Raw genomic sequence first — 21736 nt, forward strand, 5'->3', positions numbered from 1 at the left:
CACTCGCCTGCGCGTCGTCTGCGGTGCGCGCCAAGTGTGCATATCTACCCATGATTGCAATCATTGCGCTTTTACGCGGATTCATGGCGCAAAAGCGCTGACGTCACGGCAAAAGTGTCGTTAAGCCAAATTTACCAGTCCGGCATCGGCTTGCGCTGCGGCGCGGCATCACGGAAGCTTCACATGAAGTGCCGCCCCAGAGTCATCGCGGCACGGAGGATAAGATGACCGAATTCAAGAAGATCCTGATCGCCAACCGCGGCGAGATCGCGATCCGCGTGATGCGCGCCGCGAACGAGATGGGCAAGAAGACCGTCGCGGTCTATGCCGAGGAAGACAAGCTTTCGCTGCATCGCTTCAAGGCCGACGAGGCCTATCGCATCGGCGAGGGTCTTGGCCCGGTCGCGGCCTATCTGTCGATCCCCGAGATCATCCGCGTCGCCAAGGAGGCCGGAGCCGACGCGATCCATCCGGGCTATGGCCTGCTGTCCGAGAACCCCGAATTCGTAGAGGCCTGCGAGACCGCCGGCATCACCTTCATCGGCCCCAAGGCCGAGACGATGCGCGCGCTGGGCGACAAGGCCTCGGCCCGCAAGGTGGCGGTGGCGGCCGGGGTGCCGGTGATCCCCGCGACCGAGGTGCTGGGCGACGACTTCGACGCGATCAAGGCCGAGGCGGCCGAGATCGGCTATCCTCTGATGCTGAAGGCCAGCTGGGGCGGCGGCGGGCGCGGCATGCGCCCGATCACCAAGCCCGAGGAGCTGGTCGAGAAGGTCCGCGAGGGCCGGCGCGAGGCCGAGGCCGCCTTCGGCAACGGCGAGGGCTATCTGGAAAAGATGATCCTGCGCGCCCGCCACGTCGAGGTGCAGATCCTCGGCGACAAGTTCGGCGAGATCTACCACCTGTTCGAACGTGACTGCACCGTGCAGCGCCGCAACCAGAAGGTCGTCGAGCGCGCCCCGGCCCCCTATCTGACGGCGGAACAGCGCGCCGAGATCTGCGAGCTGGGCAAGAAGATCTGCCAGCACGTGAACTACGAATGCGCCGGCACCGTCGAGTTCCTGATGGATATGGACGACGGCAAGTTCTACTTCATCGAGGTGAACCCCCGCGTGCAGGTCGAGCACACGGTGACCGAAGAGGTCACCGGCATCGACATCGTGCAGGCCCAGATCAAGATCGCCGAGGGCAAGACGCTGGCCGAGGCGACGGGCGTTCCCAGCCAGGCCGACGTGAAGCTTCTGGGGCATGCCCTGCAGTGCCGGGTCACCACCGAAGACCCGCAGAACAATTTCATCCCCGACTATGGCCGGATCACCGCCTATCGCTCGGCCACCGGCGCGGGCATCCGCCTGGACGGCGGCACCGCCTATGCGGGCTCGGTCATCACCCGCTACTACGATTCGCTTCTGGTGAAGGTCACCGCGCGGGCGCAGACGCCTGAGGCCGCGATCGCCCGCATGGACCGCGCACTGCGCGAGTTCCGGGTGCGCGGCGTCAGCACGAACATCGACTTCGTGATCAACCTGCTGAAGCACCCGACCTTCCTGAACGACACCTACACCACGAAGTTCATCGACACGACGGCGGACCTGTTCGACTTCCGCCAGCGGCAGGACCGGGCCACCAAGATCCTGACCTACATCGCCGACATCACGGTGAACGGTCACCCCGAGACCGCCGGCCGCCCGAAGCCCGCGGCCGAGGCGCGCAAGCCCGTGCCGCCGAAGAAGATGGCCGAGCCCGCGCTGGGCACCCGCCAGATCCTCGAACAGAAGGGCCCGCAGGCGGTCGCCGACTGGATGGCGTCGCAGACGAAGCTGCTGCTGACCGACACCACGATGCGCGACGGGCACCAGTCGCTGCTGGCGACCCGCATGCGCTCGATCGACATGATCCGCGCGGCACCGGCTTATGCCGCGAACCTGCCGCAGCTGTTCAGCGTCGAATGCTGGGGCGGCGCCACCTTCGACGTGGCCTATCGCTTCCTGCAGGAATGCCCCTGGCAGCGGCTGCGCGACCTGCGCGAGCGGATGCCGAACCTGATGACGCAGATGCTGCTGCGCGCCTCGAACGGCGTCGGCTACACCAACTACCCCGACAATGTCGTGGTGGCCTTCGTGAAGCAGGCGGCCGAGACCGGCATCGACGTGTTCCGCGTCTTCGATTCGCTGAACTGGGTCGAGAACATGCGCGTCGCCATGGACGCGGTGATCGAGGCCGACAAGGTCTGCGAGGCCGCGATCTGCTACACCGGCGACCTGCTGGACCCCGACCGCGCGAAGTATGACCTGAAATACTATGTCGCGATGGGGAAAGAGCTGCGCGACGCGGGCGCCCATGTGCTGGGGCTGAAGGACATGGCGGGGCTCTTGAAGCCCGCCTCGGCCCGCACCCTGATCCGCACCCTGAAGCAGGAGGTGGGCCTGCCGATCCACTTCCACACCCATGACACCTCCGGCATCGCGGGGGCCACGATCCTCGCTGCCGCCGATGCGGGCGTGGATGCGGTCGATGCGGCGATGGACGCCTTCTCGGGCGGCACCTCGCAGCCCTGCCTCGGCTCGATCGTCGAGGCGCTGCGCCATACCGAGCGCGACACCGGGCTCGACATCGGCGCGATCCGGACGATGTCGAACTACTGGGAAGCGGTGCGCGACCAGTATGCGGCCTTCGAATCCGGGCTCGAGGCCCCGGCCTCCGAGGTCTACCTGCACGAGATGCCGGGCGGGCAGTTCACCAACCTCAAGGCGCAGGCGCGTTCGCTCGGGCTGGAAGAGCGCTGGCACGAGGTCGCCAAGACCTATGCCGATGTGAACATGATGTTCGGCGACATCGTGAAGGTCACGCCCTCGTCGAAGGTCGTGGGCGACATGGCGCTGATGATGGTGGCGCAGGGCCTGACCCGTTCGCAGGTCGAGGATCCGAAGGTCGAGGTCTCGTTCCCCGACTCGGTCATCGACATGATGAAGGGCAACCTCGGCCAGCCCCCGGGCGGCTTCCCAGAAGGCATCGTGGCGAAGGTTCTGAAGGGCGAGAAACCCTCGACCGACCGCCCCGGCGCCAACCTGCCCCCGGTCGATCTGGAAGCCACGCGCAAGAAGCTGGAAGCCGATCTCGACCGCCTCGTCGATGACGAGGACCTGAACGGATATCTCATGTATCCCAAGGTCTTCACCGACTACGTGAAGCGGCACGAGACCTATGGCCCGGTCCGCGTCCTGCCGACGCCGGTGTTCTTCTACGGCATGCAGCCCGGCGACGAGGCCTCGGTCGAGATCGACCCGGGCAAGACGCTGGAAATCCGGCTGCAGACCGTGGGCGAGACCACCGATGAAGGCGACGTGCGGGTGTTCTTCGAACTGAACGGCCAGCCCCGGGTGATCCGGGTGCCGAACCGGATGGTGAAGGCCAAGACCGCGGCGAAGCCGAAGGCGGCAGAGGGCAACCCGAACCACATCGGCGCGCCGATGCCGGGCTCGATCGCCTCGGTCGCGGTCGCCGCTGGCCAGAAGGTCAATGCGGGCGACCTGCTGCTGACCATCGAGGCGATGAAGATGGAAACCGGCATCCATGCCGACCGCGCCGCCACGGTGAAGGCGCTGCATGTCACCGCCGGCAGCCAGATCGACGCCAAGGACCTGCTGCTCGAACTGGAATGACCAGGATGCGGCCCGCGGGAACGCGGGCCGCATGCCCCCCCTCTATCCTGCTGAGCCCTGCCGCGCCGCCGGGGACGACGCGCCGCTGGCACGGCGCAGCTGGCACGATGACCGCGATCCAAAGACGGGCCGCCGACCGGGCCGCGCCAGCCCCCCTCGCGACACCGCCAGCCGCGCGTGCCCGGACCGTCCCTCAGGTCGCCACCGGATCCGGCGCCTTGCGCCTTCCCTCGCGGGAGGCGTCATTTTTCCTCTTGCGGCCCCCGGCGCGCTTCAGTAGATCACCGCCCACCGGAACCGGTTGCGGGCGTAGCTCAGGGGTAGAGCATAACCTTGCCAAGGTTAGGGTCGTGAGTTCGAATCTCATCGCCCGCTCCAGTTCCGGATGATCCTTCCACAGCGACGATCATCTGACCGCCTCTCCGGGGCGACAGGCGCCCTGTGTGATCTCTTCCCAGCTTTTCCCCGCCGCCCGCAGCGCCTCGATCGTCGGCCCCTCTTCCGAGCCGTAGACCGCCCGCGTCCGCGCGAGGATCCGCGACCGCCGCGGCTCTGGCGTCAGCGCGCGATAGTCCACCGACAGCCGCAGCCGCGCGCCATGCAGCGCCCGCGCCACCTGTTCCGGCCCCTGCCCCTCGGCCCGAAGCCGCGCGCCCAGTGCCGCCAGCGCCCGCACCTCGGCCTCGTAGCGCGTCCGCAGATCGCCCCCGGTCATCCTGTCCCCCCCTTCGCCGCCGCTTCCGCTGCGGCAGCGCGAATTCCCTCTTGCGCCGCTGCGCGCGCATCGCTATCAGACGCGCCACGGAGTGCGGGCGTAGCTCAGGGGTAGAGCATAACCTTGCCAAGGTTAGGGTCGTGAGTTCGAATCTCATCGCCCGCTCCAAATCGAACCGGCCGGTCCCTTGCGGGGCCGGCCGTTCGCGTTTCCGGGACCCGCGCGGCGCCGGGACCCTCGCGCCAGGGCGCAGGGGGTCCGGGGAGGCGCGCCTCCCCCGGCGCCTGTTGCAATGGAATTGCCCGCCCGCGCGCCCCGCCCTATAAGGCAGCCGTTCCAAGACGAAAGATCCGCCGATGCGCAGCGCCACGATCACCCGCAAGACGGCCGAGACCTCGGTTTCGGTGATGCTCGAGCTTGACGGCACGGGCAGCTACAAGAACGAGACGGGCGTGGGCTTCTTCGACCACATGCTCGACCAGCTCTCGCGCCATTCGCTGATCGACCTGAACATCTCGACCCAGGGCGACCTGCACATCGACGACCACCACACCGTCGAGGACACCGGCATCGCCATCGGCCAGGCGCTGGTGAAGGCACTGGGCGACAAGCGCGGCATCCGCCGCTATGGCCATTTCAACCTGGCGATGGACGATGCGCAGGTCGCCTGCGCGCTCGACCTCTCGGGCCGGCCGTTCCTCGTCTGGAACGTCGACTTCCCCAGCGAGAAGATCGGCACCTTCGACACCGAGCTGGTGCGCGAATTCTTCCAGGCCATCGCCACCCACGGGGGCATCACCCTGCACGTGGACAGGCTGCACGGGATCAACAGCCACCACATCGCCGAGGCTGCCTTCAAGGCCGTCGCCCGCGCGCTCAGGATGGCGGTCGAGACCGATCCCCGGCTCGAGGGCCAGCTGCCCTCGACCAAGGGGGCGCTCTGATGCTGACGGCGCTGGTCGATTACGACAGCGGCAACCTGCATTCGGCGGAGAAGGCCTTCCAGCGCATGGCGCTGGAGACCGGCGCGGGCGAGGTGGTGGTCACCGCCGACCCCGCGGTGGTGGCGAAGGCCGACCGGATCGTCCTGCCCGGCGACGGCGCCTTCCCGGCCTGCCGCCGCGCGCTCTTCGACCGCTCGGGCCTCTTCGAGGCGATCGACGAGGCGGTGACGGCGAAGGGCCGTCCCTTCCTCGGGATCTGCATCGGCATGCAGATGCTGGCGACGCGCGGGCTGGAATACGAACCCACCGCCGGCTTCGGCTGGATCCCGGGCGAGGTGGTGAGGATCGCCCCCGCCGACCGGGCGCTGAAGGTGCCGCACATGGGCTGGAACGATCTGGTGGTCGACCGGGCGCATCCGGTGCTGGACGGGATCGCGAGCGGCGATCACGCCTATTTCGTGCACAGCTTCCACATGCAGGTCGCCGATCCCGCGCATCTCTTGGCCCATGTCGACTACGCGGGCCCGGTCACCGCCATCGTCGGCCGCGACACTGTGGTGGGCACCCAGTTCCATCCCGAGAAAAGCCAGGCTACCGGCCTGCGCCTGATCGCCAACTTCCTGGCCTGGGCGCCCTGATGCGGCCCCTGCCCGAGATCCTCGACCGCATCGCCGAGACGCTGGCGCTGTCCGAGGATCGCGGGCAGGTCGCAAGCTACATCCCGGAACTGGCCGCGGTCGACCCGAGGCAGTTCGGCATCGCCGTGGCCCTGCCCGACGGCACCGTGCACAGCGCCGGCGATGCGACGGTGCCCTTCTCGATCCAGTCCGTGTCCAAGGTCTTCACGCTGGCGCTGGCGCTCGGGCGGCTGGGCGACAGCCTCTGGACACGGGTCGGGCGCGAACCCTCGGGTCAGCCCTTCAACTCGATCCTGCAGCTCGAGGTCGAACAGGGCCGCCCCCGCAACCCGTTCATCAACGCCGGCGCCATCGTCGTCACCGACGCGATCCTCGCCGGCCATGCCCCGCGCGAACTGCTGGGCGAGGTGCTGCGCTTCGTGCGAACCGCCGCCGGCCAGGACGAATCGCAGGGCCTGATCCGCATCAACGAGGCCGTCGCGCGATCCGAGGCCGAGACCGGCCACCGCAACATGGCGCTCGCGCATTTCATCGCCGCGCATGGCAACCTGCAGAACCCGGTCGAGAAGGTGCTGGGCTGCTACTTCCACCAATGCGCGATCGAGATGTCCTGCATCGAGCTGGCGCGCGCAGGCCTGTTCCTGACCAACGCCCCCGGCGCGCCGCGCCTGGTCTCGCCCAGCCGGGTCCGGAGGATCGGGGCGATCATGATGACCTGCGGCCATTACGACGCTTCGGGCGACTTCGCCTATCGGGTGGGCCTGCCGGGCAAGTCCGGCGTCGGCGGCGGGATCCTCGCGGTTGCGCCCGGCCGGGCGGCGATCGCGGTCTGGTCGCCGGGCCTGAACGCGCGCGGCAATTCCAAGCTCGGGACCGAGGCGATGGAGATGCTCGCCCGCGCCACCGGCTGGTCGGTCTTCGGCTGATCCCTCGCGCAGGCGGCACCGCGCGCGAGCGCCTGCCCGCTTGAGCCCCGCGCCCGCCCGTGGCAAGAGCCCGGCGAGCGAAGCCGGAAGGAGACCGGAGATGATCCTCTACCCCGCCATCGACCTGAAGGACGGCAACTGCGTGCGCCTTTTCAAGGGCGACATGGACCAGGCCACGGTCTTCTCGGACGACCCGGCCGCGCAGGCGGCGGCCTTCGCTGACGCGGGCTGCGACTGGATCCACCTCGTCGACCTGAACGGCGCCTTCGCGGGCGAGCCGGTGAACGCGGCCGCGGTCGAGGCGATCCTCGCGCGGGTCAGGGTGCCCTGCCAGCTCGGCGGCGGCATCCGCGACATGGCGACGATCGAACGCTGGCTGGAAAAGGGTCTTGCCCGCGTGATCCTCGGCACCGTCGCGGTCGAGAACCCGGCCCTGGTGCGCGAGGCGGCGACGCATTTCCCCGGCAAGATCGCGGTCGGCATCGACGCCCGCAACGGCCGCGTCGCGACCAAGGGCTGGGCGACCGAGACCAACGTGATGGTCACCGATCTCGCGAAGAGCTTCGAGGATGCCGGCGTCGCCGCGATCATCTACACCGACATCGACCGCGACGGCGCGATGGGCGGCCCGAATGTCGAGGCGACCGCGGCGCTGGCCAAGGCCGTCAACATCCCGGTCATCGCCTCGGGCGGTGTCTCGAAACTGTCGGACCTCGTCGCGCTGCGCGACGCGGCCCCGATGCTGAACGGCGCGATCTCGGGCCGCGCCCTCTACGACGGCGCCATCGACCTTTCCGAAGCGCTCGCCGCCCTGAAGGTACGCTGACCCGCCCCGTTCGGCTTGGCGAAGATACTCCGGTGGAGCGCGGCACGCGCGGGGGCAGAGCCCCCTCTTTCCGGCTTTCGCATTGGCCCAAATATCCCGGGGGTGAGCGGGCAAGGCCCGCGAGGGGGCAGCGCCCCCTCCGACCCTGACCGTTGCGAAACCGCCGGGACCCTTCCCCTCGTCTCCGTCCCGCGCTAGAGCATCCGCGAAAGGGGACCGCCCATGCTCAAGACCCGGATCATTCCCTGCCTCGACGTGGCCGACGGCCGCGTGGTCAAGGGTGTCAACTTCGTCGATCTGCGCGATGCCGGCGACCCGGTCGAGGCCGCCAAAGCCTATGACGCCGCCGGTGCCGACGAGCTGTGCTTCCTCGACATCCACGCCACGCACGAGAACCGCGGCACGATGTTCGACCTCGTGACCCGCACCGCCGAGCAGTGCTTCATGCCGCTCACCGTCGGCGGCGGGGTGCGCACGCCCGAAGATGTGCGCGCGCTGCTGCTGGCAGGGGCCGACAAGGTCAGCTTCAACTCCGCCGCCGTCGCCGATCCCGATGTCGTCGCCCGCGCCGCAGACCGCTTCGGCAGCCAGTGCATCGTCGTGGCGATCGACGCCAAGACCGTCGAACCGGGGCGGTGGGAGATCTTCACCCATGGCGGGCGCAAGCCAACCGGCATCGACGCGGTCGACTTCGCCCGCACCGTCGCCTTGAAGGGCGCGGGCGAGATCCTGCTGACCTCGATGGACCGCGACGGCACCCGCGCGGGCTTCAACCTGCCGCTGACCCGCGCGATCTCGGACGCCGTCGACCTGCCGGTGATCGCGAGCGGAGGCGTCGGCACGCTCGACCACCTCGTCGAGGGCGTGACCAAGGGCGGCGCCTCGGCGGTGCTGGCGGCCTCGATCTTCCATTTCGGCGACTTCACCATCCGCGAGGCCAAGGAGCACATGGCCGCCGCGGGCATCCCGATGAGGCTTGCATGAGCGCGCTCGACCGCCTGGCCGCCACCGTCGAGGCCCGCAAGGGCGCCGATCCCGAGACCTCCTGGACCGCGAAGCTGCTGGCGAAGGGTCCCGAGAAATGCGCCGAGAAATTCGGCGAGGAAGCCGTCGAGGCGATCATCGAGGCGGTGAAGGGCGACCGCGACAAGCTGACCTACGAGGCGGCGGATGTGCTCTATCACCTCGTGGTGATGCTGGCGGCGCGGGACGTGGCGCTGGCGGATGTGCTGGCGGAGCTTGACCGGCGGCACGGGACCTCGGGCATCGCCGAGAAGGCTGCGCGCGGCTGACGGGCGCGGGTGACGGGCGGCGCAGGGGGCGCTGCCCCCTGACCCCCGGGATATTTGGGCCAATGCGAAAGAGGCAAGTGGGGGCTCCGCCCCCGCCCTTCGGGCTCCCCCGGAGTATTTGCACCAAGCCGAAGGTGGCAGGTCAGCGCATCCAGAGGCCGGCGGTCTTGATGCGGGCGCGGATAATCTGCTCGCGGCGGGGAAGGTCAGCGCGGTCGAAAAGCGCGCGGACCTTTGCGCCCCGGCCCTGGTAGACCATCCGCTTCATCGGCTCCCAGTCCTTCAGAAGTTTCTTCAGCGGGTTCGGTGCCATCGTCGTCTCGAGCGCGGCGACCGTCGCATCGCTTTCGCGCGCATAGAGCAGCGGCAGCGTGCGGTAGTGACAGGTGACGGCGCCGTCGAGGCCGGACAGCTCGGGCCCCGGGCGGCCGCCGCCGAGGGAATGGATCACCAGCGGCAGCACCACCTGGTCGAGCCAGGGGTCGAGCGACTGGCAGGCGAGTTCGTCGGGCGGGTCGCGGCGCAGCGCCAGCGCCCAGTCGCGGAAACGGGTCCCGAACACCGCCGGATCGGCGCCGAAGAACCAGCCCGCGTTGAAATAGAGGTAGCGCGCCCAGTATTCGTCCGGCTGCGACAGGTCGAGCGAGCTCGCGTAGTCGAGGCCGAAGCGGTCGTAGAGCGATTTCCAGATCGCGCCGTAGCCCGGACCGTAGAGCGGCGGCTCGGGCCAGGTGCCTTCGCGCCGCATCGAGGCCGAGGGGCGCGCGAAGTCGAACGGCACCTGCGCGAGATCGCCCAGGATCAGCGTGTCGGTGTCGAGGAACAGGAAGGGCTCGCCCGGTGGCAGCACCGAGAGCGCCTCGATCTTGTTGCCGTGGGGATAGCTTTCACCGAAGTGGCGGCACTCGAGCGGCACGATCCGCGCCCCGAGCTCGGTCAGCATCCGCCGCGTCGCGGGGGCGATGCGCGGGTCGGCGGACCAGAGAGGGCCCGGCTGCGGCTCGGCCAGCCAGAGGCGCCCGGCGAGGGCCGGACTGCGCCCGGCGAGGCTCGCGGCCAGCACCAGCGCTTCGTATTCGAGCCGGCCGGCCTGCACGACGGCAAGGATGTTGAACGCGGGGGATGCCGTCATCGTCGGTGGTTCCTTGGTCCGTCCGGGGCGATTATAGGCCGCGCCGCGGGGGCGAGAAGGCGAAAGCGTCACCGAAGCAGGCCAGCGCCGCGGCCTGCACGCCCTGGGCGAGCATCGCGTGGTGATCGGCATCCGGACGGTGCACGAGCGTCACCGGCAGGCCGGCCCAGAGCAGCAGTTCCGCCGCCTCTGCCGTCGAATCGAGCATCGCGCGGGCGGTGAGATGCGCCCGGCGCGCGGGCGGGGTGCCGGCCGGGGGATGCTGTTCGTAACGCCCGGCACTCAGCATCACGGCGGGGCGCGGGGCACCGGCGGCCTGGCAGGCCTCGTCCCCCGCGCGCAGGCGGCGCAGGATCTGGAAGCCGCTGAACCACAGCGAGGGGCTGGCCGCGCAGAACCGCGCGAAGCTGCCCGGCGCGGTCAGCAGGGTGTCGCAGGCGAAAAGCCCGCCGTAGGAAAAGCCGAAGAGCGTCGTTGCCGCCGGATCCAGCGGCCAGCGCGCGGCGACCTCTGCCCGGATCGCCCCGAGCAGGCTGCGCCGGAAGGCTGCGGCACCGCCATGCACCGGCCCGGACCGCGACGCACCGATTTCGGCGTCGGGTGCGGGCGTATAGGCCTCGGACCGCCGGTCGCGGTCGAAGGCCGCACCGGAGGGGAAGGCCAGCGCGACGACGATCCCCGGCGCATCCCGAGGGGCCAGCGGCAGGGTGGCATCGCCGTCGAGCAGCCAGAGCGAGGGCCAGCCCGCGGCCGGTGCCCCGCCCCGCGGCGCGCGGACGAAGATGACATGCGCCCTGCCGGCGGCGGTCAGGTCAAGACGGTGCAGCCCCGGCGCGGGGTTGCTCCATCGGCAAGCGGGATCGTCGGTCGACATGCAGCGGATCCGGTCAGGTCGGGGGAGCCTGGCGGTGGCGCCGGGTGGCGCCGGCTGTTCCTGTGTCCCGAAGGTGGCAGCGCGTGAGGGCACGCGCCCCATGTCTAGGGCGGCACCTGTGGCAGGGCAAGATTTTCAGGGGCGCGCGCGGCTGCCGGTCCCTGGGCCTGCGGGGGATGTCCCTCGTCGTGGTGCGCAACAGGGCGACGGTCGGGCCGGAGGGCAGCGCGCCTTCGGCCCCGGGCTTGAAGGCTGGCAGCACCGCGTGCGGCGGGCCCCGACGTCGCTGGCCGGGCCCGCCGTCGGTGTGGCTTGCGCCGTGACGCCTGCGGGGCGGCTGGTAGGCGGCCGGGGCGCGGCCGGCGCCCCCTACCGTTGGGAGTTCTAAGAGGACGGGAGCGCCTTCGACGTGGCGGTCCCCGCGCATCTGACCACGAACGCCGGGGGCGGGATCACCTTCGGGATCGAAGAGACCTTCGCCCCCGCCCTCGCGCGCGGCGCGCTGGTGCGTTTGCTGGACGACGACCTGCCCCCCTTCGCCGGGTTCTACCTGCTCTACCCGGGGCGGCGGAACCTGCCGCCGAAGCTGCGCGCGATGATCGCGCATGTGCACGGCTGGCGTGGTCGCGCGCCCTGACCGCCGCGCCGCGGGTCAGGCGCGGCCCGCGGCCCGCAGGATGGCCCGGGCACCCGCGATCGCCATCGCCGCGCGGCCCTCGGCATCGACCTTGGCGGCCAGCGCGCGATGCGGGATCTCGACACTGACGGTCACGCCGGGCGGGGCGGCGCGGACCACGCCCGCCAGATCGATGCCGCCAAGGCCGGGCAGCAGCCGCTCGCCCCGGGCGACCCGGATCAGCTCGGCGTCCGAGGGGTCCCAGGGGTCGGGCCCGTCGCAAAGCTGGATGTAGTTCACCCGTGACGGCGGCAGCGCCGCGATCTCTTCCAGGGTCGAGTCCGAACGGTCGAAATGCAGCGCATCGACCAGCACGCCGCCGTTCGCGGCCCCCGCGGCCTCGACGATGGCGCGGGCGGTGGACAGGTTCGGCACCCGCGTCCAGGGCATGAACTCGAGATCCGCGGTCAGCCGATGCGGCGCCGCCAGCGCGCAGAAGCGGGCAAAGCTCTCGGCCAGCCGCGCATGATCGGGATCGTCGCCCGCCACCAGCACATGGCGCGCGCCCAGCGCCTCGGACCGGTCGCAGAAGCGGGCGAACAGATCCCAGTCCGGCGCAGGCCCGAGACGGACGATCTCCATGTCGCCGATGGCGACGCCGGTGTCGTCGAGCGCCCTGCGCACCTCGGCCAGCAGGCGGTCGTCGGTCAGCAGCGGATAGTCGGGTTCCGACCCGGGGGCGGCGGGCAGGATCCGCAGCCCGACCATGTCGTAGCCGGTGCGGGCCGCGACCCGGACCGCCTCGAGCGGGCCGATGTCGAAGACGGTGAGAAAGGCGAGCGAAAGCGGGTGGGTCATCGGCGCGCTCACTTCAGCGGCGAGAAGGGCAGCGGCAGGGCGATCTGGCTGGTCATCTCGGGGCGCAGCCAGTCGGGGCCGCCCTTCGGGGGCCATTTGCCATCGGCGACCGAGCGGGCGCGGGCCTCGCTGCGGGCGGCGAGGCTTTCGTAGGGCCAGATCTGGGTGACGCGCGGCGCCCCGTCCAGCCCGTACATCGCCACGGTCAGCTTCGAATAGGCTTCGCGCCCCGGCACCGCCTCGGCCCATTTCGCCATCGTCGGCGCGATGCCGGCGAGATGGGTGTGATAGGTGCGGAATTCGTAGACCGGCCCGAAGCTGCCCGGCACGACCGGCGGCAGGAAGTCGAAGGCGCGGTGGCTTTCCATGGTCAGACCGACCAGATGGGCGCTGCAGCCCCAGGGGTCGTCGGACAGGAGCGCGCGCTGGCGCTCTTCCAGCATCTGGCCGGCCTCGTCGAAGCCGCGCAGCACGAAGATGCGGTTCAGCCGGCCGATGTCGGTGCCCCAGGCCCCCAGCAGCCGGCCCTGCCCGGCGCCGCACCAGGCCTCGATCGGGCCCGCGCATTTGCCGGCGCCGAAGATCACGGTGTCGAGGGTCGCCAGTTCGTAATAGCTCATGCAGGGTCTCCTTCTGCCTGTCCTGTTGGGTCGGGCGCCACGCCCGCGACCGGCTGGCCGGCCAGCACCCGGCCGGCGATCCAGCCGAAGGTCATTCCCGGTCCAAGGGTGATGCCCCCCGCCGGGTAATGGCCGCCGAAGATCGAGCTCATGTCGTTGCCGACCGCGAAGAGCCCCGGCACCGGCCGCCCCGCGGCATCGAGCACGCGGGCGCCGGGATCGGTCCTGAGCCCGTCGAAGGTGCCAAGGCTGCCGACCACGATCTTCACCGCGTAGAAGGGCGCCGTGGCCAGCGGCGCCAGCGAGGGGTTCGGCCCCGGATGGTCCGGGTCGCCCTGCACGCGGTTGTAGGCGCTGTCGCCGCGATGGAACTCGGGATCCTCCCCGCGCGCGGCGGGCCCGTTGAAGCGCGCCACCGTGTCTGCCAGCGCGGCGGCAGGCAGGTTGCAGGCCGCAGCCAGCGCCGCCAGGGTCCGCCCGCGCCGCAGGTAGCCCGAGCGCAGCGCCGGGCCGATCGGCATCGGGAAGGGCTTGACCGCGCCCAGTCCCCAGCGGCGCAGCGCGGCATGATCGGCGATCAGCCAGGCCTCGGGCGCACGGCCCCGCGGCGTCGCCGCCTGCAGCGCCGCGACGAAATCGTGATAGCTGTCGGCCTCGCTGACGAAGCGGCGGCCCTCGGGGGTGACGGCGATGATGCCGGGTTTCGCGCGCTCGATCAGATGCGGGAAATGCGCGACCGTCCCGTCGGGGCGCGGCCAGAGCGAGACCGGCGCCCAGGCCGCCGCCGCCGCGAGGTCGCCCGCAATCGCGCCGCCCTGCGCCTCGGCCAGGCGCAGGCCGTCGCCGGTGTCCTCGCGCACCGCGGCCGAGAAATGGCCGAACGCCTGCGCCTCGCCCAGAAGCGCCTGCAGCCGCGCGGGGTCATGGGGGAAGCCGCCGGTCGCCAGCACGACGCCGCGGCGGGCGCGCACCCGGATCTCGCCCGCCGGGGTCGCCAGAAGGGCACCCGCGACGCGGCCCGTCTCGCGGGTCAGCGCCGTCGCCGGGGCCGAGGCCAGCAGCCGCACGCCCTTGTCCAGCGCCGAGCGCAGCAGCCGCGCGACCAGCGCGTTGCCGTTGACCAGCTGCAACCCGCGGCGATGGGTCAGCAGGTCGCGCCCGTGCCGCGCCAGCCGCCGCGCGACATGGGCAAGCGAGGCCGGGCGCCGGGTCGCGTTGAAGAAATGCCGCAGGTCTGCTCCCCCGGCGATGCCCATCCCCGCCAGCGTCGTCACGTCGAGCGGCGGGCGCAGCCGGTCGATCCAGGCCCCGAGCCCGCGCCCGTCATAGGGCGCGACCGTGACCGAGCGCCCGCCCCTGCCCGCCCCCGGCGTCTCGTGGAAATCGGGGATGCGGTTGCCGTCGACCCATTCGACGGCGCTGTGCTGGGCAAAGAAGCCGACCATCTGCGGCCCGTTCTCGAGGAACACCGGGATCCGCGGATCGCCGGCGCGGTTGCCAAGCTCGCTGCTGAGGTAGGTCATCGGCGCCTCGGGCGGCTCGTCGATGCCGGCGGCGGCGGCCAGAGGGTTGCGCGGGATCCAGAGCCACCCCCCCGACCAGGCGGAGGTGCCGCCGAAGACCGCGGCCTTTTCGGCCACCACCACCGACAGGCCGTGATGCGCCGCGGTCACCGCCGCGGCCAGCCCCGCCGCGCCCGAGCCGATGACCAGCACGTCGCAGTCGATCCCCTCCGCCGCGTCGCTCATCCCCGCCTCATGCGATGCGTCGCCCCGGCTCGTCGCCCTCGAGCGCGCGCAGGAGCGTCTGGAAGAACTGCGAGCCGGCCGCCGCCTCGCCCAGGTCCGCCGCCGCTTCCAGCAGCGCGGGGGCATCGGCGCGCACGCGCTCGGGCGTCATCCGCACCGAGGGGCCGGCGATCGAGACGCAGCCGATCACCGGGCCGGTGCCGCGGTAGCGCACCGGCGCCGCCATCGCGGTCATGCCCTCGTAATAGCTGTTGGCGGCGACGGCATAGCCCGCGACCCGCGCCGCGGCCAGCCGCGCCAGCAGGTCCGCGACCTGCACCGGCGCGCCGCGGCCGCGGTCGGGCTCGTCCCGGACCAGGCCCTGGGCATAGACCCGGGCCAGCGCGTCCTCGTCGGCCATCGTCGACAGCCAGGCCTGCCCGCCCGCCGACGAGGCGAGATGCACCTTCACCCCCTGCTCGAGCCCGGGATCATAGCGCAGCCCACCGGTCGCGCCCTGCGCGACGCCGACCCAGGTCAGCTGATCGCCCTCGATCACCGAGAGCCGGATCAGCTCGCCCGAGCGCTGGGCGAGCCGGTCGAGGATCGGCTGCGAGATGTCGGGCACCCCGGCTCGGCCAAGGAAGGCAAGCCCCATCGCCGGCAGCTTGATGGTCAGCGCATAGTCGCCCTGCGTCGCGATCTGGCGGACGTAGCCCAGCCGGGCCAGCTCCTGCAGGGTGCGGTGCACGCCGCTGACCGGCTGGCCGGTGCGCGCGGCAAGGATCGAGACCTGCAGCCCCGAGGGGTGGTCGGCCAGGATCTCGACCAGGTTCAGGGCTTTTTCGAGGACACTGCTCATCTGTGATTCATCCGTGTGCGGCAACGCAGGCATCGGCCGCGGTCAGACCCGAAAGGTCAACCTCCGCCACGCGGCCGGTGGCGCCCGCGGTGCGGATCGCCTCGATCACCGCCAGATTGGCGGTGCCGTCGGCAAGACTGACCCGCGGATGGTCGGCGCGCCCGGTCACCAGATCGGCGAAATGCGCGATCTGCGCCTCATAGGCATCGGTGGCCGCGGCCGTCAGCCGTTCAGAGCGCATCGGGCGCGTCCAGTCGGGAGGGCCGTCGGTGGGGCCGTCGTGGCGCCACAACGTCAGGTCCGGCAGCGACAGCCCGCCGCGGCTGCCCGCGTAGTGATGCGCGCTGACCGGGTGCGCCGGGAACCGGCCGGGGTTTTCGCCCGCGGTCAGGTCCCAGGCCCAGGGGCCCGCCGCCGCGTCGCTGATCGCCACCGTCCCGAGCCCGCCACCGGCGAAACGCAGCGCCACCGCCGCGCCATCCTCGACCGCGAAGCCCCGCTGCGCGTTCGACACGATCGCCTGGACCGAGACGATCTCGCCGAAGAAATGGCGCAGCATGTCGATCTCGTGAATCAGGTTGATCAGCAGCGGGCCGCCCGCGCCGGGGCTGCGCCGCCAGGCCATGTCGAAATAGGCCGCGGGCTTGGCGAGGCTGGTGGTGACCGAGGCCATGACCAGATCGCCGATCTCCCCCGCCGCGATGGCCTCGCGAGCACGGGCCACGATCGGATTGCTGCGGCGGTGATGGCCGACCAGCACCGGCACGCCCAGCCGGGCCTGCAGCGCGACCAGCGCGCGCGCAGCCTGCAGGCTTTCCGCCACCGGCTTTTCCAGCAGCACCGGCAGACCCGCGCCGATCAGCGCCGCGGTCAGCGGCAGATGCGTCTCGTTCGGGGTCGCGACGATGGCGGCATCGGCGGCGCCCGCCTCGACCAGCGCCTCGGCATCGTCGAAGGCCGGCACGCCCAGCCCTGCCGCCAACGCCCGGCCCGCGGGCATCGGATCGACGATCGCCGACAGCCGCACCTCGCCCCGCGGCGCCATTCGCCCCAGCGTCTCGACATGGGTGCGGCCGATGACCCCGGCCCCGACCACTGCAATGCGCACCGCGCTGTCCATCCCGTCCTCCTGCCGGGCCCTCCCCGGCCCGAGTCCCCTCCTGATGCCACGGCAAAGCGCATTATGGAAGCAAATTTAAAACTTGAAAGTGTTTCCACTAATCTGCCATCTGATGGCAGTCCGGGGCGGGAATCACCGTCCGGGATGAGCCGCAAGGCGGGCCGGGAGGACGGCCAGGGAGGGTGACAGATGACGGCAGCCGATGGCCTGTCGGGGATTCCCGACGGCAGCAGCTTCGACGTGGTGGTGCTGGGTACCGGGGCCGGCGGCCTGTCTGCCGCGGTCTTCGCGGCGCTCTCCGGCGCGCGGGTGCTTCTGGTCGAACGGACGGACTATCTTGGCGGGACTACCGCCTATTCCGCCGCGACGACCTGGGTCCCGAACACCCGCCACGCGTCGACCGTCGGCGCGACCGACAGCTTCGAGACCGCCTCGGGCTTCCTCGACCGCGCGGTGGGCAACCGCTCGTCCAAGGCCGCGCGCGACGCCTTCCTGCGCGCCGGACCCGAAGTCATCGCCACGCTCGAAGACCGCGCGGGCCTGCGGTTCCGTCCGCGCGCCTTCCACCCCGACTACCTGTCCGAAATCGAGGGCGCGACCTCCTGCGGGCGCGCGCTGGAGCCGGTGCCCTTCGACGCGTCGGGCCTTGGGTCCGACCTGCACCTGATCCGCCCGCCGATCCCCGAGTTCACCATCCTTGGCGGCATGATGATCGACCGCGACGACATCGCGAACCTGATGAAGATCGGCAAGGGTCTGGCGCCCACGGTCTATTCGGCGCGGCTGATCGGGCGCTACTGGCTGTCGAAGCTGCGCCACGGGCGCGGCACCCGGCTGGTGATGGGCAATGCGCTGATCGGCCAGTTCCTGGCGGCCGCGCGGCGGCTGGGCGTGACGATCCTGACCGAATGCGAGACGACGGCGCTGGCGGCGGACGCCACCGGCGTCACCGGGCTGACGCTGGTGCAGAAGGGCGTCACCCGGCATCTCGAGGTGCTGGGCGGCGTCGTGCTGGCGACCGGCGGCTTCGCCCGCCATCCCGAGCTGCGCGGCCGGATGCTGCCCGCGCCGGTGCCCGACTTCAGCCCCTCGGCCCCCGGCCACACCGGGCGGCTGCACGACCTCGCCCTGACGCTCGGCGCCCGCCACGGCAGCCTTGCGGCGCAGCCCTGCTTCTGGGCCCCCTGCTCGCACCGCCGCCGCGCGGATGGCAGCATGGCGGTGTTCCCGCATTTCGTCTTCGACCGCTCGAAGCCCGGCATCCTCTCGGTCGGGCGCGACGGGCGGCGCTTCGTCAACGAGTCGACCTCGTATCACCTCTTCGGCGCCGCCCAGTTCGCCGCCGACCGCGACGGCTCGCACGTGCCGGCCTTCCTGATCGCCGACGCGACGGCGCTGGCGAAATACGGGATGGGGATGATCCGCCCCGGCGGGCAGGACCCGAAGCCCTTCCTTGCCGACGGCTACCTGACGCAGGGCGCCACGCTGGAAGAGCTGGCCGGCAAGCTCGGCATCGACGCCGCGGGCCTCGCGGACACCGTCGCGCGGATGAACCGCTTCGCCGAAACCGGCATCGACGAGGACTTCGCCCGCGGCACCACCACCTACGAGCGCGCGAACGGCGATCCCGCCCATGGGCCGAACCCGACGCTGGGCCGGCTCGACACCGCGCCCTATTACGCGGTCCGGCTCTGGCCCGGCGACATCGGCTCGGCCGAGGGGCTGGTCGGCAACGAGGCGGCGGAACTGCTGCGCGACGACGGCTCGGTCATCGGCGGGCTCTATGCCTGCGGCAACGATCTGGCCTCGATCATGGGCGGGGTCTATCCGGGCCCCGGCATCACCGTCGGGCCAGCCATCGTCTTCGGCGCGATCGCGGCCCGCGGCGCGGCGGCGCGGGCCGCCGACCGCGCGAGGGCCGCGGCATGAGCCCGGTTCTCGTCACCGGCGGCATGGGCTTCGTCGGGCAGCGGGTGCTGCGCGCCCTTGCGGCGCAGGGACTCGCGGCGCGTGTCCTCGATCTTGCCCCCGACCCCGCGCGCCTGCCCCCGGGCACCGACGTGGTCGCGGGCGACATCGCCGATCCCGCCGCCACCGCCGCCGCGGCCGAGGGCTGCCGGGGGATCATCCACCTCGCCGGGCTGATGACCGTCGATTGCGCGGCCGATCCGATGCGCGCGGTGCGCGTCAACGTGCAGGGGTCGGTCGCGGTGTTCGAGGCCGCGCGGCGCGCAGGCCTGCCCGTTGCATGGCTTTCCACGGCCGGGGTCTTCGGGCCCGCCGATGCCGTCCACCCTGCCCCCGCGACGGTCTACGGCGCGACCAAGCTCGCCGTCGAGGGGATCGCCCGCGCCTATGCGAGCGACCATGGCATGCCCAGCCTCGGGCTGCGGCCCTACATCGTCTACGGTCCCGGCATCTCGTCGGGCATCGCCGCCGGGCCCTCGATCGCGATCGACGCCGCGGTGCGCCGCGTGCCCGCGACGATCCGCTTCTCGGGCCGGGTCGGCTTCGTCCATGTCGACGACGTGGCGCGGCTGCTGGTGGCGGGCGTCATCCGCCCGCGTCCCGGCGCCACGATGCTGACCCTTGCCGGGGACACGGTCGAGATGACCGCCTTCACCGCGGAACTCGCCCGCCAGTCCGGCTGGGACGGCGTCAGCATCGAGGGGCCGGCGCTGAAGATCCCCGCCGATCTGTCCAACGATCCGGTGCCCCCAGAACTGGGCCCCCACCCGGTCACCACCGTCGCACGGGGCATATCCGACAGCCTGTCCGAACTGCGGGCCCTGCGACCGCTCGCCGAGCAATAGTCCAACGATGCGCCCGCAAGATCCATTTCCTGCACCCGGCCCGAATGATTTGCTGCCGGGCACCGAAACGAGGCCCCCGATGAACGCCCTACCGCAGATCGACGGCGAGACCCTGCTCTACCCGATCGCCGGCCATCCGATCGGCCAGGTGAAATCGCCCACGCATCTATCGGCGCTGATGGCGCGCGACGCGATCAACGCGCTGGTGATCCCGGCGCATGTCCTGCCCGGCGATCTCGGCCCCTGGCTCGAAAGCCTCGAACGCTGGCAGAACGTGCCCGGCGTCGTGCTGACCGTGCCGCACAAGGCCGCGGGGCTGGCGTTCTGCTCGCGGGTGTCGAAGCGGGCGCGGGCGGCCAGTGCCGTCAACATCCTGGTGCGTGATCCCCGCGGCGGCTGGACGGGCGATGCGACCGACGGCGCGGGCCATCTCGACGGCATCGCCGCGCACGGGTTCGACGTGGCGGGCCGGCGCGCGCTGCTGGTCGGCACCGGCGGCGCCGGGGCCGCCATCGCCTACGAGATCCTCGCCCGCGGCGCCGCCACGCTGGCGCTGCATGACATCGACGCGGCCCGCCGCGACGCGCTGATCACCCGGCTTGCGCCCGAGTTCCCGGGCCGGCTGCAGGTCGGATCGGCCGACCCGACCGGCTTCGACCTCGTGGCCAATGCGACGCCGCTCGGCATGCGCGAGGGCGATCCGCTGCCGGTCCAGACCGACCGCCTGACGCCCGCACAGTTCGTCTCGGACGTGGTGACGAAACCCGCGGTGCCGGCGCTGATCGCCGCCGCCCGCGCCAAGGGCTGCGCCACCATGGCCGGGACCGAGATGTTCGAGGCCCAGGCCCAGCTTCTGGCCGACATCCTGACCGGGAGGCGAGGGATCGAGGCCTGACGACACGCCGCCCCCGGCAGCGCGGGGGGCGGCACCCAGAGGACATCGTGTGATTTCAGGGAGGAAACCATGCTCAAACACCTGCTCGGCGCCTCGGCGCTGGCGCTTGCCCTCGCCTCGCCGGCGCTGGCCGATCTCAAGGTCGGCTCGATCTCCGAGCTGTCCGGCGCCGGCGCCGCGGCCGGCACCAACTGGCACGACGGCCTCGTGATGGCCTTCGACGAGATCAACGCCGATGGCGGCATCCTTGGCGAGAAGGTCGAGGTGCTCAGCTACGACAGCCAGACCGACCCGCAGGTCAGCCGCGCGCTGGTGCAGAAGGCCATCGACGAGGGCGCCTATGCGCTGATGGGCACGGTCTATTCCGGCTCGACCATCGTGAACATGCTGGTCAGCCAGCAGGCGGGCATCCCGCAGATCACCGGCTCGGAAAGCCCGAAGATCACCGCGATGGGCAACCCCTACATCTTCCGCACCGCCTTCGGCGCGCAGAAGGGCATCCCGAAGCTTGTGGGCTACCTGAAGGAACAGGGCATCACCAAGATGGCGGTGGCCTATGCCAACACCGAATTCGGCAAGGGCGGCCACGACGCCTTCATGGCCGAAGCGAAGACCGCCGGGATCGAGGTGGTGGCCGAGGTCCCCTCGGAACAGGCGCAGACCGATTTCGCCGCCGATGTCGTCAAGCTGAAGGGCACCGGCGCGCAGGCGATCTTCGTCTACTACACCGAAGAGGAAAGCGCCCGCTTCCTGCGCGAGGCGCAGAAGCAGTCGATCGGCATCCCGCTTTACGGCGACACCACGCTGATCGGGCAGAAGGTCATCGACCTTGCCGGCGGCGCGGCCGAGGGGGTGATGGGCCATGTCGGCCTGACCTCGGACGCCGACGTGCCGCTGGTCAAGGAGATGGTCGACAAGTTCAAGGCCAAGTTCAACTACACCCCCGACCACAACGCTATCAAAGGCTATCTCGGGGCCTACGCGCTGAAATACGCGACCGAGATCGCCGGCGAGGCCGACAGCGAGAAGGTGGCCGAGACGATGCACGGCCTGACGCTGAAGGCCTCGGAATATCCGGGCGTGCTGATGGACATGAGCTGGGACGACACCGGCGAGGTCAGCCGCGCGAGCTTCCTCGTGAAGGTCGAGAACGGCCACCAGACGGTGATCAAGCAGCTGCCCGCGAACTGACCGCCCCCGCCGGGGCGCGCACGCA

At 71.0% G+C, this 21736-nt stretch carries 20 protein-coding genes and 2 tRNA genes; 14 read left to right on the top strand and 8 right to left on the bottom strand.

What is annotated here, in order from left to right; all coding sequences use genetic code 11:
• Positions 1-224 precede the first annotated feature (224 nt).
• Positions 225-3662: a pyruvate carboxylase gene (locus tag V8J36_RS07115; protein WP_336466587.1), complete on the top strand. Its 3438-nt coding sequence runs from the start codon at positions 225-227 to the stop codon at positions 3660-3662.
• 303 nt (positions 3663-3965) lie between these two features.
• A tRNA-Gly gene (locus V8J36_RS07120) sits at positions 3966-4040 on the top strand.
• A 28-nt stretch (positions 4041-4068) separates the two neighbouring features.
• Here V8J36_RS07120 and V8J36_RS07125 read toward each other — a convergent pair.
• Positions 4069-4377, bottom strand: coding sequence for a hypothetical protein (locus tag V8J36_RS07125; RefSeq protein WP_336466588.1), 309 nt, complete (start codon positions 4375-4377; stop codon positions 4069-4071).
• A 93-nt stretch (positions 4378-4470) separates the two neighbouring features.
• On the opposite strand from V8J36_RS07125, the gene V8J36_RS07130 reads away from it, so the two are divergent.
• From V8J36_RS07130 to V8J36_RS07160, 7 genes are all read left to right on the top strand, one after another.
• Positions 4471-4545 (top strand) — tRNA-Gly (locus V8J36_RS07130).
• 188 nt (positions 4546-4733) lie between these two features.
• Complete coding sequence (gene hisB, locus V8J36_RS07135; protein ID WP_336466589.1) at positions 4734-5321, top strand: imidazoleglycerol-phosphate dehydratase HisB; 588 nt, start codon at positions 4734-4736, stop codon at positions 5319-5321.
• Positions 5321-5959 (top strand): imidazole glycerol phosphate synthase subunit HisH, encoded by a 639-nt coding sequence (gene hisH, locus V8J36_RS07140; RefSeq protein WP_336466590.1) that lies wholly within the window; start codon positions 5321-5323, stop codon positions 5957-5959. Before hisB ends, hisH begins: the two co-directional genes overlap by 1 nt.
• Positions 5959-6885 carry a glutaminase gene (locus V8J36_RS07145; RefSeq protein ID WP_336466591.1) on the top strand — a complete coding sequence of 309 codons (927 nt, stop codon included), beginning with the start codon at positions 5959-5961 and terminating at the stop codon, positions 6883-6885. Before hisH ends, V8J36_RS07145 begins: the two co-directional genes overlap by 1 nt.
• Positions 6886-6985: 100 nt before the next feature.
• Complete coding sequence (gene hisA, locus V8J36_RS07150) at positions 6986-7711, top strand: 1-(5-phosphoribosyl)-5-[(5-phosphoribosylamino)methylideneamino]imidazole-4-carboxamide isomerase (protein WP_336466592.1); 726 nt, start codon at positions 6986-6988, stop codon at positions 7709-7711.
• A 222-nt stretch (positions 7712-7933) separates the two neighbouring features.
• Positions 7934-8695, top strand: a complete 762-nt coding sequence (gene hisF / locus V8J36_RS07155; protein WP_336466593.1) for an imidazole glycerol phosphate synthase subunit HisF — start codon at positions 7934-7936, stop codon at positions 8693-8695.
• Positions 8692-9003 (top strand): phosphoribosyl-ATP diphosphatase, encoded by a 312-nt coding sequence (locus tag V8J36_RS07160; protein ID WP_336466594.1) that lies wholly within the window; start codon positions 8692-8694, stop codon positions 9001-9003. The genes hisF and V8J36_RS07160 overlap by 4 nt, the downstream gene beginning before the upstream one ends.
• 142 nt (positions 9004-9145) lie before the next feature.
• On the opposite strand, the gene V8J36_RS07165 is transcribed toward V8J36_RS07160, so the two are convergent.
• Both V8J36_RS07165 and V8J36_RS07170 read right to left on the bottom strand, forming a co-directional pair.
• Positions 9146-10135: a hypothetical protein gene (locus V8J36_RS07165; protein ID WP_336466595.1), complete on the bottom strand. Its 990-nt coding sequence runs from the start codon at positions 10133-10135 to the stop codon at positions 9146-9148.
• Positions 10136-10166: 31 nt separating this feature from the next.
• Entirely contained in the window at positions 10167-11009 is an 843-nt protein-coding gene (locus V8J36_RS07170) for an alpha/beta hydrolase (RefSeq protein WP_336466596.1), read from the bottom strand.
• A 409-nt stretch (positions 11010-11418) separates the two neighbouring features.
• Here V8J36_RS07170 and V8J36_RS07175 point away from each other — a divergent pair, with 409 nt between their 5' ends.
• Positions 11419-11646, top strand: coding sequence for a LysR substrate-binding domain-containing protein (locus V8J36_RS07175; RefSeq protein WP_336466597.1), 228 nt, complete (start codon positions 11419-11421; stop codon positions 11644-11646).
• 15 nt (positions 11647-11661) lie between these two features.
• Here V8J36_RS07175 and V8J36_RS07180 read toward each other — a convergent pair whose 3' ends face one another.
• From V8J36_RS07180 to V8J36_RS07200, 5 genes are read right to left on the bottom strand one after another with little or no spacing between them, the layout of a single operon-like run.
• Positions 11662-12483 (bottom strand): sugar phosphate isomerase/epimerase family protein, encoded by an 822-nt coding sequence (locus tag V8J36_RS07180; protein WP_336466598.1) that lies wholly within the window; start codon positions 12481-12483, stop codon positions 11662-11664.
• A gap of 8 nt (positions 12484-12491) precedes the next feature.
• The gene (locus V8J36_RS07185; protein ID WP_336466599.1) at positions 12492-13103 is read right to left on the bottom strand and encodes an NIPSNAP family protein; all 612 of its coding nucleotides are present in this window, start codon (positions 13101-13103) and stop codon (positions 12492-12494) included.
• Positions 13100-14851, bottom strand: a complete 1752-nt coding sequence (locus V8J36_RS07190) for an FAD-dependent oxidoreductase (protein WP_336466600.1) — start codon at positions 14849-14851, stop codon at positions 13100-13102. The genes V8J36_RS07185 and V8J36_RS07190 overlap by 4 nt, the downstream gene beginning before the upstream one ends.
• Before the next feature lie 7 nt (positions 14852-14858).
• On the bottom strand, positions 14859-15692 hold the full coding sequence (locus V8J36_RS07195) for an IclR family transcriptional regulator (RefSeq protein WP_336466601.1): 834 nt from the start codon (positions 15690-15692) through the stop codon (positions 14859-14861).
• Positions 15693-15699: 7 nt separating this feature from the next.
• Entirely contained in the window at positions 15700-16812 is a 1113-nt protein-coding gene (locus V8J36_RS07200; RefSeq protein ID WP_336466602.1) for a Gfo/Idh/MocA family protein, read from the bottom strand.
• Between the two features lie 189 nt (positions 16813-17001).
• On the opposite strand from V8J36_RS07200, the gene V8J36_RS07205 reads away from it, so the two are divergent.
• The 4 genes from V8J36_RS07205 to V8J36_RS07220 all read left to right on the top strand — a co-directional run bounded on the left by V8J36_RS07205 (position 17002) and on the right by V8J36_RS07220 (position 21711).
• Complete coding sequence (locus V8J36_RS07205) at positions 17002-18741, top strand: FAD-dependent oxidoreductase (RefSeq protein ID WP_336466603.1); 1740 nt, start codon at positions 17002-17004, stop codon at positions 18739-18741.
• Positions 18738-19625, top strand: coding sequence for an NAD-dependent epimerase/dehydratase family protein (locus tag V8J36_RS07210; protein ID WP_336466604.1), 888 nt, complete (start codon positions 18738-18740; stop codon positions 19623-19625). Before V8J36_RS07205 ends, V8J36_RS07210 begins: the two co-directional genes overlap by 4 nt.
• A gap of 79 nt (positions 19626-19704) precedes the next feature.
• A complete protein-coding gene (locus tag V8J36_RS07215) occupies positions 19705-20520 on the top strand; it encodes a shikimate dehydrogenase family protein (RefSeq protein WP_336466605.1) in 816 nt (271 codons plus the stop codon).
• A 69-nt stretch (positions 20521-20589) separates the two neighbouring features.
• A complete protein-coding gene (locus V8J36_RS07220) occupies positions 20590-21711 on the top strand; it encodes an ABC transporter substrate-binding protein (protein WP_336466606.1) in 1122 nt (373 codons plus the stop codon).
• Positions 21712-21736 lie beyond the last annotated feature (25 nt).

The sequence above is a fragment of the Frigidibacter sp. MR17.14 genome (assembly GCF_037095735.1).
GTDB lineage: Bacteria > Pseudomonadota > Alphaproteobacteria > Rhodobacterales > Rhodobacteraceae > Frigidibacter.

Bases quoted from the DNA above. Each gene is read 5' to 3' on its own strand.
- V8J36_RS07190 (WP_336466600.1), bottom strand. From the start codon at position 14,851: ATGAGCGACGCGGCGGAGGGGATCGACTGCGACGTGCTGGTCATCGGC.
- V8J36_RS07125 (WP_336466588.1), bottom strand. From the start codon at position 4,377: ATGACCGGGGGCGATCTGCGGACGCGCTACGAGGCCGAGGTGCGGGCG.
- V8J36_RS07200 (WP_336466602.1), bottom strand. From the start codon at position 16,812: ATGGACAGCGCGGTGCGCATTGCAGTGGTCGGGGCCGGGGTCATCGGC.
- V8J36_RS07180 (WP_336466598.1), bottom strand. From the start codon at position 12,483: ATGACCCACCCGCTTTCGCTCGCCTTTCTCACCGTCTTCGACATCGGC.
- hisA (WP_336466592.1), top strand. From the start codon at position 6,986: ATGATCCTCTACCCCGCCATCGACCTGAAGGACGGCAACTGCGTGCGC.
- hisB (WP_336466589.1), top strand. From the start codon at position 4,734: ATGCGCAGCGCCACGATCACCCGCAAGACGGCCGAGACCTCGGTTTCG.
- V8J36_RS07170 (WP_336466596.1), bottom strand. From the start codon at position 11,009: ATGTCGACCGACGATCCCGCTTGCCGATGGAGCAACCCCGCGCCGGGG.
- V8J36_RS07160 (WP_336466594.1), top strand. From the start codon at position 8,692: ATGAGCGCGCTCGACCGCCTGGCCGCCACCGTCGAGGCCCGCAAGGGC.
- V8J36_RS07205 (WP_336466603.1), top strand. From the start codon at position 17,002: ATGACGGCAGCCGATGGCCTGTCGGGGATTCCCGACGGCAGCAGCTTC.
- V8J36_RS07115 (WP_336466587.1), top strand. From the start codon at position 225: ATGACCGAATTCAAGAAGATCCTGATCGCCAACCGCGGCGAGATCGCG.
- hisF (WP_336466593.1), top strand. From the start codon at position 7,934: ATGCTCAAGACCCGGATCATTCCCTGCCTCGACGTGGCCGACGGCCGC.
- V8J36_RS07165 (WP_336466595.1), bottom strand. From the start codon at position 10,135: ATGACGGCATCCCCCGCGTTCAACATCCTTGCCGTCGTGCAGGCCGGC.
- V8J36_RS07220 (WP_336466606.1), top strand. From the start codon at position 20,590: ATGCTCAAACACCTGCTCGGCGCCTCGGCGCTGGCGCTTGCCCTCGCC.
- V8J36_RS07210 (WP_336466604.1), top strand. From the start codon at position 18,738: ATGAGCCCGGTTCTCGTCACCGGCGGCATGGGCTTCGTCGGGCAGCGG.
- V8J36_RS07195 (WP_336466601.1), bottom strand. From the start codon at position 15,692: ATGAGCAGTGTCCTCGAAAAAGCCCTGAACCTGGTCGAGATCCTGGCC.
- V8J36_RS07215 (WP_336466605.1), top strand. From the start codon at position 19,705: ATGAACGCCCTACCGCAGATCGACGGCGAGACCCTGCTCTACCCGATC.
- V8J36_RS07145 (WP_336466591.1), top strand. From the start codon at position 5,959: ATGCGGCCCCTGCCCGAGATCCTCGACCGCATCGCCGAGACGCTGGCG.
- hisH (WP_336466590.1), top strand. From the start codon at position 5,321: ATGCTGACGGCGCTGGTCGATTACGACAGCGGCAACCTGCATTCGGCG.
- V8J36_RS07185 (WP_336466599.1), bottom strand. From the start codon at position 13,103: ATGAGCTATTACGAACTGGCGACCCTCGACACCGTGATCTTCGGCGCC.